At 67.8% G+C, this 13407-nt stretch carries 4 protein-coding genes; 1 reads left to right on the top strand and 3 read right to left on the bottom strand.

What is annotated here, in order from left to right; all coding sequences use genetic code 11:
• Positions 1-44 precede the first annotated feature (44 nt).
• Both G6N33_RS20370 and G6N33_RS20365 read right to left on the bottom strand, forming a co-directional pair.
• Positions 45-9308, bottom strand: coding sequence for a type I polyketide synthase (locus G6N33_RS20370; RefSeq protein ID WP_101528559.1), 9264 nt, complete (start codon positions 9306-9308; stop codon positions 45-47).
• Between the two features lie 558 nt (positions 9309-9866).
• On the bottom strand, positions 9867-10586 hold the full coding sequence (locus G6N33_RS20365; RefSeq protein WP_101528558.1) for a DUF1906 domain-containing protein: 720 nt from the start codon (positions 10584-10586) through the stop codon (positions 9867-9869).
• A 323-nt stretch (positions 10587-10909) separates the two neighbouring features.
• Here G6N33_RS20365 and G6N33_RS20360 point away from each other — a divergent pair, with 323 nt between their 5' ends.
• The gene (locus tag G6N33_RS20360) at positions 10910-12061 is read left to right on the top strand and encodes an aromatic ring-hydroxylating oxygenase subunit alpha (protein WP_101528557.1); all 1152 of its coding nucleotides are present in this window, start codon (positions 10910-10912) and stop codon (positions 12059-12061) included.
• Here G6N33_RS20360 and G6N33_RS20355 read toward each other — a convergent pair.
• Positions 12044-13405, bottom strand: coding sequence for a secreted hydrolase (locus tag G6N33_RS20355; protein WP_044507179.1), 1362 nt, complete (start codon positions 13403-13405; stop codon positions 12044-12046). The genes G6N33_RS20360 and G6N33_RS20355 overlap by 18 nt on opposite strands.
• Between the last annotated feature and the right edge of the window lie 2 nt (positions 13406-13407).

Below are 13407 nucleotides of genomic sequence, written 5' to 3'. Positions count from 1 at the left end.
GGTCCGTGCGGCGGACCGATGAGAAGCCGGGCAACACGGCCGGGTCACCCGGCAGGCACCTCGTAGGCGTCGTCATCGCCCAGGCGGGCGACCGGATTCAGCAGCATCGTCGCTTCCTGGCGCTTCTCCGGAGCGCTGTGGTCGAAGCGACGGTCCGCCGGGCGCTTGTACATCGGCTCACCGCCCGCGATGGCCGACACCAGCCGGCGCTGACCGGCCAGCAACCGGGCGTTGGCCCGCCGCTGGTAGTCCTCGCGCTGGCTCGGATCCAGTGCAGCGAGGAACGCCTGCGGGTGCACCAGCGCGACGAGCCCGGACACGTGGCCGAACCCGAGGCTGGTCACCAAGCCGGCCTTGAGCGGGAACTTCTCGCCCAGCCGCAGGGTGTCGCGCACCCAGACGAAGTGAGCCGACCCGGACAGTTCGTCGTCGACACAGTCCAGGCTGCGGTTGGGCGGGATGACGCCGTCGCGCAACATCTGGCACAGCCCCATCATCTGGAAGACCGCCGCACCACCCTTGGCGTGCCCGGTGAGACTCTTCTGGGACACGATGAACAGCGGCGCACCTTCGGAGCGCCCCAGCGAGTCGGCCAGCCGCTCGTGCAGCTCGGTCTCGTTGGGATCGTTGGCCAGCGTCGACGTGTCGTGCTTGGAGACCACCGCGACGTCGTCGGCGCTCACCCCGAGCTTGGCCAGCGCGCGGGCCAGCGGCGAGTCCTTGCCACCCCGGCCGGACGCCAGGGCGCCCAGACCAGGGGCCGGGATCGAGGTGTGCACACCGTCACCGTAGGACTGCGCGAACGCGACGACCGCGAGCACCGGCAGGCCCATCTTCAGCGCCAGGTCACCGCGGGCCAGCAGGATGGTGCCGCCACCCTGGGCCTCGACGAACCCGAGGCGCCGCCGGTCGTTGGGCCGGGAGAACTTCGAGTCGTGAATGCCCCGGGCCCGCATCATGCCGGTGTCGGCGGTGGCCGCCATGTCACCGAATCCGATGATGCCTTCCAGCGTCAGGTCGTCGATACCACCGGCCACGACCATCTCGGCCTTGCCCAACCGGATCTTGTCGATGCCCTCCTCCACCGACACCGCTGCGGTGGCGCAGGCGGCGACCGGGTGGATCATCGACCCGTAGCTGCCGATGTAGGACTGAACCACGTGCGCGGCAACGATATTCGGCAGAACTTCCTGGAAGATGTCGTTCGGCTTGTTCCGGCCCAACAGGTTTCCGTGGTACATCGTCTGCATCGAGGTGCCGCCCCCCATGCCGGTGCCCATGGTGTTGGCCACCAGGCTCGGGTGCACGTAGCGCATCACTTCGGCGGGGCTGAAGCCGGCGGACAGGAACGCGTCGACGGTCGCGACGATGTTCCAGACCGCAAGCCGGTCGATGGAGCTGGCCATGTCGGCGCTGATGCCCCACACCGTGGGGTCGAACCCGGTCGGGATCTGCCCACCGACAACACGCGACAGCTTGTTCTTGCGTGGCACCCGAATCTCGGTGCCCGCCTTGCGGATAACCTGCCAGTCGCTGGAGTCGGGCACCGGGCGGATCACCGTGTGCTCAGGATCGAACTCGGCGAACGCACGGGCGTCGGACTCCGAGGAGACGACGAACGCGAAGTCCTTGTCGAGGAACACCGACACCAGCAGCGGCGACGCGTGGTCGGGATCAATCGACCCGTCGTCGACGAACTCCCGGATGCCGCAGCGCTCGACGACCGCGTCGTGGTAACGCTCGACCAGGTCGGCCTCGTCGATCAGCTCGCCGGATTGCGCGTCGTACCAACCCGGTTGGGGGTCATCCTCCCAGCGGATCAACCCCGTGGTCCAGGCCAGCTCGAGTACGCCGGCGGCCGACAGCTCGTTGTCGACCTCCATCTCGAAGCGGGTGCGCGACGACCCGTATGGGCCCAGCTCCGCGCCACCTACGATGACGACCAGATCGGCGGGATCGACGTCGAGGTCGGCCCACTGCGGTGGCGGCGCAGGGGTGTAGCCGCGCGGCGGGGACGGCAGCGCGGCAACGGTTCCCGGGTCACCCCGGCCGCTCTCGTCGTCGGCCTGTGCGCTCGCGGCGGTGGCCTGCTCGCGTGCCTTGGCCGCCAGTTCGGCCATGTCGAGTTCGACGTCGGCGAGGCCGCCCGTGAAGTCGGCCTTGATCGGCCGACTGGCCGCCGCCACCTTCGACTCCACGTCGCACAGACCCAGCAGCATCGCAGCCATCTGGTCGGTGGAGTAGGTGGTGACACCGGCTTCTTCGACAGCGTCGACGATGGCGTCGTTGTGGCCCATCAGCCCGGTACCACGCGTCCAGCCAATCAGCGCGTGCGCCAAGCTGACTCGCGTCGCCCACGACGATTCCGCGTGCCAGCGACTCACCAGGGCGTCCAAGGCGGACTTCGCCTCACCGTAGGCGCCGTCACCGCCGAACATTCCGCGGTTGGGCGAGCCGGGCAGCACCACGTGCAGTCGCGAGGCGATGTCCCGCTCGGCGCCGATCTTCGACAGGCCGCCGATGAGCCGCTGCACGGCCCACAGCAGGACCTTCATCTCCATCTCGGAACGCGAACCCGCCTCCGACAGGTCGCCCGCCACGCGCGGGGCAGCGAACGGGAACAGCAGCGTCGGGGTTTGCGCGTCCTTGATGTGAATGGACTGCGGCCCCAGGCTTTCGCTCTGCTCGGTACCGACCCACTCGACCAGAGCGTCGATGTCGGAGTAGGACGCCATGTTGGCCGGCACCACCCACAGCGCCGCATCGAACCGGGCGTGGTCGCGATACAGCTTGCGGTAGAAGGCCAGCCGGTCGTCGTCGAGTTTGGACGTGGTCGCGATGACGGTGGCACCGCCGTCGAGCAGCCGCGCCACGACCGAGGCGGCAATCGAACCCTTCGATGCTCCGGTGACGACGGCGATTTCGCTGCTGTACGGACCCGGGTCGGGGTTTTCCGCACCGGCGGCGATCCGGCCGTACAGCGACGCGTGGATTTGACGACCGCCCGCCAGCGCCTTGCCCTGCCACCAGGTGGCCTGGGTGGCAACGATGTGGCCGGCGCCCTCGAAGCGCTCGGACAGGCGCTTCCAGTCGGCGTCGATATCACCCTCGTCGGACAGCCACAGCTTGACCAGATCCTCGCGGGCGCTGGCCCAGCGGTCGTCGAACACGACCGCCTTTTTGGCCTCGAACGCCGGCGCCACCAATCGCGGCCAGTCCGAACCCAATTCGGAGGTGACCAGGTCGATGAGCTCGGCGTCGGTCGAAGCTGCAGAGACGTTGACCGGGTCGTCCAGACCCAGCTGTCCCAGCACCAGGCGGGCCGCCGAAGCCAGCACGCCGTCGCGCCCGGTGATCTGGTCGGTGAACTCGCTCAGCGCGGCCGCGTCGATGGTGGCGCCACCGCCACCGCCCGCCGAGGGCAGCGCGACCGAGACACCGTGGCGTGCGGCCACCGAGGCGACGGCCGCGTCGATCACCTTGTCGACCGCGGCGGCGTCGGCCAGTGCGCCCTCGTGCAGGTGTCCCAAGGCGCCGCCGCGGACGCTGGTGCCCTCGCGGGTACCCAGCGCGACCTCGACGGTCACGTGCTTGGCCCAGCCCTCGCCCAGCTCCCAGGTCTTGGTGACCCGATCGGCGATCGCGGCCGGGCGCTTGCCGGACGGCCCGAGAACCGTCCGTAGCTGGTCGTTGATGGCGTCGGAAAGCACTGGCCCGTAAGGCTTGTAGGTGCGGGCGAGCTTGGTCACCTGCGCCCGCAGCCCGGCCAGGTCGGCTTCTGCGGCGCCGTCGATCGCGCCGAGGTTCAACTCCGAACCCAGGTCGACCAGCAGCTGGTTGCGCCGCGACGACGCACCGTCGGTGATGGACTCGATGGAGTCCAGCGACTCGATCTGGTCGATGCGCATTTTGGCCGACAGGGCGATCAGCGCCAACGTGGCGTCGGCCGCGTCGAATCCGAGGTCATCGGGCCTCGGAGCGCCCGACGAAGCTGCGACGGGAGCGGCTGCCGGTGCGGCGGCCTGCGGCGCCGACGCGGCGTCGGGCGCCGCAGCTTCGGCCGGCTCCGCGGACTCGTCGGCCTCCGGTTCCGGGTCGGTGTCGGTGGCGAACAGCACCGCCGCGTCCCGCTCGGCGTTGAGCACTTCGACTGTGCTGTGGGCATATTCGGGCAACTTGAGCGTGTTGGTGGCCAGTCCGGCGACGGTCGGCGCGGACTTCACACCGATTTCGACGAACCTTTCCACGCCCAGGCCACCGGCGGCCTCCTCGATGAACAGCAGGTCCTGGGTTTCGATCCAGCGCACCGGGCTGGCGAACTGCCAGGCCAGCAGCTCGATGAAGATGGTCCGGGCCATCTCCCGCGGCCGCTCGCGCAGCCACGTGTCGTAGTCGGCCAGGATCGGGTCGAGCGGCTCGGCCGGGACCAGATCACGGATCTCCTGGATGAAGTCGCGATCCAGCGTGAACGGCCGCGGCACCAGGTTGGGGATGTAGCGCCCGATGATCAGTTCCGGGTCCTGATCACGCGGCATGACTCGTTCCAGCGAGCGGCGGAAGTCGGCCACACCGACCCGCAGCACCCGCGAGTGGAACGGGACGTCGATGCCGGGCACCAGGATGAATGAGCGCTTGCCGCCGGTGATTTCGCGGCGCCGCTCCACCTCTTCCTCGAGCGCCTCGAGACCGCGCACCGTGCCGGCGATCGCATATTGCGAACCGCGCAGGTTGAAGTTCACGATTTCCAGGAATTCCCCGGTGCGCTCGGCGATTTCGGCGACGAAGTTCTTGACCTCGTCGTCGGGCAGGTCGATCTGCGACGGCCTGATCGCCGCCAGCCGGTAGTTGGAGCGGCCCATCTCGTCGCGCGGCACGATGTCGTGCATGTTCGACCCGCGGTGGAACACCGTCTCCAGCAACGCTTCCAGCTCGTAGACGCCGAGCACGCAGGCCAGGGCGGTGTATTCACCGACCGAGTGGCCGCAGGCGATGGCGCCTTCGACGAACGCGCCCTGCTCGCGCATCTCGGCGACCTGGGCGGCCGCGACGGTGGCCATCGCGACCTGAGTGAACTGCGTCAGGTACAGCACACCGTCGGGGTGGTGGTAATGCACACCGCTGGCGATGAGCGTGGTCGGGTTGTCGCGCACCACGTGCAGCACCGAGAAGCCCAGGGTTTCGCGGGTGAACTTGTCCGCGTCGTCCCAGATCTTGCGGGCGGCCTTGGACCGGGCGCGTACCTCCATGCCCATGCCCTTGTGCTGGATGCCCTGGCCGGGGAACGCGTAGACGGTCTTGGGTGCGGCCAGGCGCGCGGTCGCCGACATCACCAGATCGGATCCGACGCGTGCCGCGACCTCCAAAACCTCTGCGCCCTGGTCGATTCCGACCCGGTCGACGCGGAAGTCGACCTCGTCACCCGGACGCACCATGCCCAGGAAGCGCGCGGTCCAGCCGATCAGCCGGGCCGGCGGACGGGCCTGGCCGTCGGTGGCGGTCACGGTGTGCTGCGCGGCGGCGGAGAGCCACATGCCGTGCACGATGGGCGATTCCAGTCCGGCGAGCAGCGCGGCCGCGCGGTCGGTGTGGATCGGGTTGTGGTCACCGGACACCACCGCGAAGGGCCGCATGTCGACCGGCGCGGTGAGCTTCACGTCGCGGCGGCGCCGCCGCGGGGTGTCGGTCGCGTTCTTCGACACCGCGCCGCCGGCCCGGGGCGGGTCGGAGAGTTCCCCGGCACCGGTACGCCCGAGGATGGCGAACCGCTCTTCGAGGGTGGCGATCGCGGCACCGTCGGGACCGACGACCGTCACCGAGACCGGGACCACCCGTCCCATGTCGGTGTCGCTGGCCGGCGAAGCCGTTGCGGTAACGGTCAATTGGGCGGGCTCGGCCGGAAGCTTGCCGACCACGTGTGCGCCGTGGTCGAGATGCACCAGGCTCAGCAGGCCCTCGACAACCGGGACACCGGCGTCGGTGACCGCGGAGCCGATCGTCGCGAACACCGCGGGCCAGCAAAGACCGACCAACGCGTCGGGCACCGTGGTCAGACCGGGGGCCAGCCGCTCACCGAAGGTGGCGGTGACTCCCGTGTGGTCGGCGACGCGTTCGGGGTCCCAGTCCACCGTCACGGTGGCCGAACCGTCGGTGACCGGCGGGAGGAGATCCGGCCCGTCGACGCCGGCGGCGATGGCCAGGACCGCGCGCATCGCGGCGGTGGCGTCTTCGGTGGAGACGACGGGCGCCCCGCCGTCAATCGTGTTGGCGTGCAACGTGAATGGGATGTCGATCCACACCCCCGACACCGGGACGCTGAGCACGACCTGCTCGGATCCGGCGCCGTTGTCGGACTGCACCTGCAGACGGGCGCCGGTGGACGAGTGGGTGGCGCGCTGACCTTCGTGCACCAGCCAGTCGGCCGGGTCGGCGATGCGGTGTACCGGGTTGGTGGTGGTGCGTCCGGCCCACACCACGTCAGGGGCATCGAGCACGACGGCCGGCGGTCCTGTCACATCCGGACGGCCCCGCCGCCGCGAGCGCACCGGCGTCGGCTCCACACCGGCGCCCAGCACCTCGTCGATCGCGGCCTGCTCGAAACGGTCGAGCAGTTCACCCACAGGCTCGTCCATCCGGGTAATGCCGGCAACCGCGGCGATACCCGGGATGATGCAGACCTGGTCGGCGTCGTAGCGGGCGTCGTGCGCCTGCCACAGCGAGTCGCTGCGCCACCAGCGGCGCACGTCCTTGTCGATAACCGGCACGAAGTTGACGGGCTTGCCCAGCGTCTTGCACAGGGTGACGAAGAACGGCACATCAGCCGGGTGCAGCTGCACGGTTTCGGCGTCGGGGTAGTCCTGCAGCAGCGTCGCGATGGCCTGCTGCGGGTTCTCCAGCAGGGCCTCGTCGTTGAACCGGGTTTGGATCGGGCCGTGGTCCTGCGGGTGCAGTCGCGCCTCGGCGCGTTGCAGCATCTGCTGGAAGCGGTCGCGCCAGGTGTCGGCCAGCCACGGGCTGCCCGGCCCGGCGGTGTCCGCGGTCGAATTGCCCTCGCCGATGGTCAGCTCGACGTAGCGCTGCAGCCACTGCAGGTACGTCATTTCGCCGACGTCGCCGAAGTAGGGCTTGGCGGTGGCGGCCATCGCCGCGATGATCTCGTCGCGACGTTCGGCGACGGCGTCGGCGTCGCCGGCGACCTCGTCGAGCAGCCGGCCGCAGCGTGAGGCCGAGTTGTCGATCTCGTGAATGTCGGCGCCCAGCTGGCTGCGGCTAGAAGCCATGCCGCCCTGGGCTTTTCCGGCACCGATCCACTGGTCAGTGCCGGTGGTCTCGACCAGCATCCGCTTCACCGACGGCGACGTGGTCGACTCCAGCGTGGCCATCGCCGCGGTGCCAACCAAGATGCCGTCGATCGGCATCGACGGGAACCCGTACGGCTGCGACCACCGACCGGACAGATATTCGGCGGCCCGCTCGGGCGTGCCGATACCGCCGCCGACGCACACGGTGATGTTGGGCCGCGAGCGCAGCTCCGAGTACGTCGCCAGCAAGAGGTCGTCGAGGTCTTCCCAGGAGTGGTGACCGCCGGCACGGCCACCCTCGATGTGCGCGATCACGGCTTTGGTGGGTGCTTCGGTCGCGATGCGGATGACCGAGCGGATCTGCTCGACGGTGCCCGGCTTGAACACGACGTGGCTGATGCCGACGTCGTTCAGCTCGTTGATCAGCTCGACGGCTTCCTCGAGGTCCGGGATGCCGGCGCTGATCACCAGGCCGTCGATCGCGGCGCCGGACTGGCGGGCCTTCTGCACCAGCCGCTTGCCGCCGACCTGAAGCTTCCACAGGTAGGGGTCCAGGAACAGGGTGTTGAACTGGTAGGTGCGACCCGGCTCGAGCAGCTGGGACAGCTCGTCGATGCGGGCGGCGAAGATCTCCTCGGTCACCTGACCGCCGCCGGCCAGCTCGGCCCAGTGCCCGGCGTTGGCCGCGGCGGCAACGATTTTGGCGTCGACGGTGGTCGGGGTCATGCCGGCCAGCAGGATCGGCGACCGGCCGGTCAGCCGGGTGAACTTCGTCGACAGCTTGGTGCGCCCGTCGGGCAGGGTGACCACCGTCGGCGCGTAGCTCGACCAGGGCCGCGCCACCTCGGGGGTGGCGCCGACGGTGAACAGGTTGCGCTGCCCGCCGCGGGTGGCGGCGGGCACGATGCCGACGCCGAGGCCGCGGATCACCGGTGCGGTGAGCCGGGTCAGGATGTCGCCGGGGCCCAGGTCAAGAATCCAGCGCGCGCCGGCCTCGTGCACCCGGGTGATCTCCTCGACCCAGTCGACCTGGCTCACCAGGATGGCCTCGGTCAGTTGCCGCGCCAACGCGACGTCCACGCCGACCTTCTCGGCCCAGCCGCCCACGATGTCGATGCCGTCGGCCAGCCGGGGGGTGTGGAAGCCCACCTCGACGCGTACCGGGTCGAAGACCGGCGCGAACACGTCGCCGCCGCGCAGCTTGTTCTTGCGCTCGGCCTCTTCCCTCTCGGAGATCTGCTGGCAATACAGCTCGAAACGGGACAGTTGCTCCGGGGTGCCGGTGATGACGACGGAACGCCGGCCGTTGCGGATGGACAGCACCGGGGGCAGCACGGTCCGGACGTCTTGGGAGAATTCGTCGAGTAGCCGCAGGATGCGTTCTGGGTCGGCGTTGGTGATCGAGACCATCGGCGGGCGGTCACCGAGCACCGAGATGCCGCGACGGCGCGCCACTAGCGTCCCCGCCGCACCGATGAGCTGGGCCAGGACCAGCAGCTCGACGTCGCGCGCGCCCACCCCGTCCTTCAAGGCCTTGAAAGCCTCGACGGCGAGCACCCCTTGGGAGTGCCCGGCGACGGCGACCGGAGGCGTCGCGGCCCAGTCCATGCCTTGGCGGGCCAGCGCGCGTCCCGCCGCGATCTGCGTGAGCAGTACACCCGGCATCGACACGGCGGCCGACGTCAATTGCTTCTCCGCGGGCACCGGGTCCTCGGCGGCCAACGCGCGCACCCACTGCAACGGCTCGAAGCCGATCGGGCGCACCACGACCAGTTCTTTGGCCACCGGCTCGAGTCGCAGCTCGGCCTCGCCGACCAACGTCGCGATCTCGGTCTCGATCCCGGCCGAGGACACCAGCTCCTCGAGGGTTTCCAACCAGGCGCTACCTTGGCCGCCGAACGCGACTGCGTAGGGCTCACCGGCCGCGAGACGGTCAACCAGGGCGTGGGTGCTCAGCGGGCCGTTCTCGTCGCGTTCAGCGGACACCCGGTCGTGCTCGTGGATCGTCACCTGTATCTCCCTGTATGCGTCTTCACGTGTCGGTTCGTTCGGCCGGCTGAACGCCCGGCGGGCGGGGCCCCAACTGGCTCGGGGTCGATTCCGCTTTGAATCGCAGCCAAAAAACGGTTCACCGGTGTGTTCTCGGCGGGCCACTCTTGCGGACCGAGCGGCGCAGCGGACTGCATCGGCTGCACTAAGAGTGTCATAAGATTTCGGCTCATTTTTCGGGCCGGATCGGTTACTGGTGAGTTCTACGCACGGGTAACCGTGTTGTGGGTAACACCCGGATTAACCGGCCCCACGGGTATCCAGAACAAATGTCCTGCATGCAGGTGGTTACGGTCGAGTAGCTATAACTGCCCAGTTCAAGGCATCATTGTTATCAAATCGTTATGTTAAGAATTCGTATGGCGTTTCGCACACGGCGCCGCGCGCGTCCGGCCCGGGCTCGCCCGTCAGGCCCCGTCTCGCGCGGCGATCGGCGAACGAGTGTTTGCTGGAACCGACTTGCGCAACCCCGGGGTTATCGGTTAATGGTCCGGAAACTTTGCGGCGACCGAGTGGTTGCTAGGCCCACTGCCCGAACTGCGGCTTGAGAATCTCGTTGATGTCCACGCCGACCCCTCCGACGCTGCGCTTATCGATCTCGACCTGGTGCAGATTGGCCGCCGGATGGGTGAAGCCCTTGGGCGAGCCCCAATTGTGCTGCCAGAAGTAAGAGCCCAGTCCGTCGTGCAAGGCCCAGTCGATCGTCTTGGAATTGGCGTAAACGCCCGTCCGCTGATGTCCGATCACCGATTCCCAGGACCGTAGATACGGTGCGATCTGGGTTTTGTACTGCTCATAGGACGGATCGTCGTCGATCGACGCGTAGATCGGGGCGGCGGCGGGACCACCGGCCGCGGTGTGCAGCTCGAGGCCTCGCTTGGCGTGCTGCAGCCCGGCGGCGGCGCCGCCCAACCAGTCGGCGTTGTTGCCCTTGCCGTACTGGTAGCACGAGACGATCTTCAAGCCATTGCTGTGCAGGTCACGCGCCTCTGCTAGCTGGATTGGCTTACCCAGCATCCAGTTGCCGCCGGGTCGCCTGTCGGAGACGTACCGAATCGAACCCACGGCACCGGCGGCGCGGATCTGGCTGGCCGGGATCACGCCCGCGGCATAGTCCAACAACGTGCCCAGCGCTGCCGACGCCGGTGCGGCGCACAGTGATGACGCCGTGACACCCGCACCGATCAGAGCCGGCGTCGCAGCCGCGAATTTGAGCACGTCACGACGCGAAATTGACACAACGCACAGGGTACGACACATACCTCAACAGACACAGGAGTCACACAGGTCACAGGTCCGTCACATCTTTGACCGCAAGTTCGACCGCGGGTTCAACTGGCAGTTCAACTGCGAGCCGCCGGCCTTGCGTGTGCGCGCCGGCATTGGGTGTGCGCCGCGGGCCCTGCGTGTGCATGGTGGGCGACGACACGCCGCGAGCACGCCGCCCAGGTCGCACACCGAAAGCCAGGAGTACACACCGAAGGTCCCAACCGCCATTGTTGTTGTCACAATTAACTTTATAAAGTTAGCGTCGACAGAGCACAGCGACGAGGGAGCGTGTGATGGACCGTGACCAGCTCATCGACCTGACCCGGCGGGCATTGAAGTTGGCCCGCGACAAGACGACCGACCTCGCGCCCGGCCAACACACCGTCGACGCCCGCGATTACACCTCGGTGGAACGCCACCACCGCGACCGCGCGCTGATGCTCGCCAGCCCGCAGTTGGTCGGTTACGTCTCCGAGCTGCCCAGGCCGGGCTCGTACTGCACCAAGACGGTGATGGGGCGATCGATCTTGATGACCAGAGCGTCCGACGGTGCGGTCAGGGCCTTCGAGAATGTCTGCTTGCACCGACAGTCGCCGGTGGCAACGGGGTGCGGCACCGCGAAGCGGTTCACGTGTCCATATCACGCCTGGACGTACGACAACACCGGCAAGCTTGTCGGCCTGCCAGGCCGGGAAGGCTTCCCGGAGGCGACGCTGAAGTCCGACGGGCTAGCCGAACTGCCGGCCGACGAATTCGCCGGTTTCCTGTGGGTGGCGCTGGATTCGACCGCGACCCTCGATGTCGCCGCCCATTTGGGACCGCTCGCCGATGAACTCGACTCGTGGGGCATCGGCCGCTGGTCTCCGCTGGGCGAGAAAGTGCTCGACGCCCCGATCAACTGGAAGCTGGCCGTCGACACCTTCGCCGAGAACTACCACTTCGCCACGGTGCACCGCCAGACGTTCGCCACCATCGCCCGCAGCAACTGCACGGTGTTCGACTGCTACGGACCTCACCACCGGTTGGTCTTCCCGCTCAATGCAATCCTCGAGCTGGAGAACATCCCCGAGGAACAGTGGGACCCGTTCCACAACCTGGTGGTGATCTACGCGTTGTTTCCCAACATCGTGCTGTCGGTGACGATTGCCAACGGTGAACTGTTCCGCATCTACCCCGGCGACCAGCCCGGCAGATCGATCACCGTGCACCAGAATTCGACGCCGCTGGACCTCTCCGAGGAATCCGTGGCGGCCGGCGCGCAGGCCGTCTTCGACTACGCGCATGCCACGGTGCGCGACGAGGACTACCGGCTGGTCGAGGGATTGCAGGCTAATCTCACCTCGGGCGCCCGCGACCATCTGGTGTTCGGCCGCAACGAGCCCGGCCTGCAGCATCGCCACCTCGCCTGGGCCCAGGCACTGCAGGAGTCAGCCGTCGCTGGCTGACTCCGCTTCGGAAAGCACCGCGATCAAATCGCCCAAAAGCGTTGTGACTGGCTCGCTTTGGGTCTGTCGCACCATGGTCAGCATTTCGACCGCTTCTGATCGGCGCCCCCTGGCCACCAGCTGCACCAGGAGCCCGGCGGTCATCTGCAGCTCCCGGTCGGCCGGTTCCATGTTCGACACGGTGGTGGTGAGCACCTCGACAAGTTCCCAGTCCCGGTACAGCGCCAGCGAGCGCTCGTTGAACGCGAAGCCGCTGACTGGCTTGCCCCACAGCGTGCCGCGGTACCGATAGGGGCCCTCCATGTATTCGATCGGCAGGCCATGGGCCGGGGCGGCCACCAGCGGTTCCCCGACAAGGTCGAGTTGCAGTGTGGCGCAGGTGATCCTATGACGATCGGGCAGGTATCGCGCCGGTGCCGGCGGACGCAGGAGTGGCCGTACCCTCTCCGGCCAGCGCACGTAGCTGCTGACGGTGACTTCCACGTCTTCGGCGCACTCCGGCGCGATGGCCGGATCGGGATGACTCGTCGTGATGCCGGTAAACGGTTGCAGCGCATTGCCATTCGCGCGGTCGAACTGCCGCCAGATGCTCAGATCGACCCCGTTGTCGAAATTGATCGTGCGCCATTCATGCGAGCGGGCTCGCGGGTCTCCCCCGCTGCCGCCGCCACCGGCGTACTTAGGGAACCACTGCCGGTCGACATGCCCGGAACTGCCGGAGACCTGCTCGACCGTGTCCCCCCAGCGCAACGTCCCGGTCATCGACATGCCGGTCTGGAAGTACGAGTAGGTGTCGCTCTGGCCGAAGCAGACGATCTTGCCGTTGTAGGTCGATGCCCCCACCGGGGTTGGCGCACGCGTGGCGGTGACGACCAGATCCAACCGCATGGATCGACCCTGATGGTCCTGACCGACCAGGCTGACTCGATAGGTATAGGGCAACAATTCGCCATTACCGTCACGACAGGTCGTCCAGGACGCGGTGCCGGCGCTGCTGCGGTAGCTCAGATCGAGATAACCTGGGGCCATGGTCATTTTGCGCTGTGCCCCCGGCTCCATGTTCTTCGGCGGCATGTCGTAATCGGTGAACGTCCCGTAGTCGCCGGAATCCAGATCGAACAGGGCCATCGTGTAAAAGTCGGCGACAACGGTGCCCCCAGGCTGGTTCTTGTTGAAGATGGTCAGGAAGGCGAACGACCGGTCACTCTGGACGGCCTGCAGTTGGCCGGCGATGAACCACGTGTCCGACTCTTGGTCGGGATGTTCACCCTCGGCGGCGGGGAAATCCAGCTGATTGTCCCCGGGCACCAACTGAAACGGGTAACTGCGCCAATCGGTACTCATGA

The organism is Mycobacterium simiae (genome assembly GCF_010727605.1).
Classification (GTDB): Bacteria; Actinomycetota; Actinomycetes; order Mycobacteriales; family Mycobacteriaceae; genus Mycobacterium; species Mycobacterium simiae.
Note: the sequence above shows the minus strand (reverse complement) of the source record. Positions and strands in the feature narration are given on the sequence as shown.

What these genes read in the sequence shown, in the direction of transcription:
- G6N33_RS20360 (WP_101528557.1), top strand. Translation starts at nt 10,910, where the DNA reads ATGGACCGTGACCAGCTCATCGACCTGACCCGGCGGGCATTGAAGTTG.
- G6N33_RS20355 (WP_044507179.1), bottom strand. Translation starts at nt 13,405, where the DNA reads ATGAGTACCGATTGGCGCAGTTACCCGTTTCAGTTGGTGCCCGGGGAC.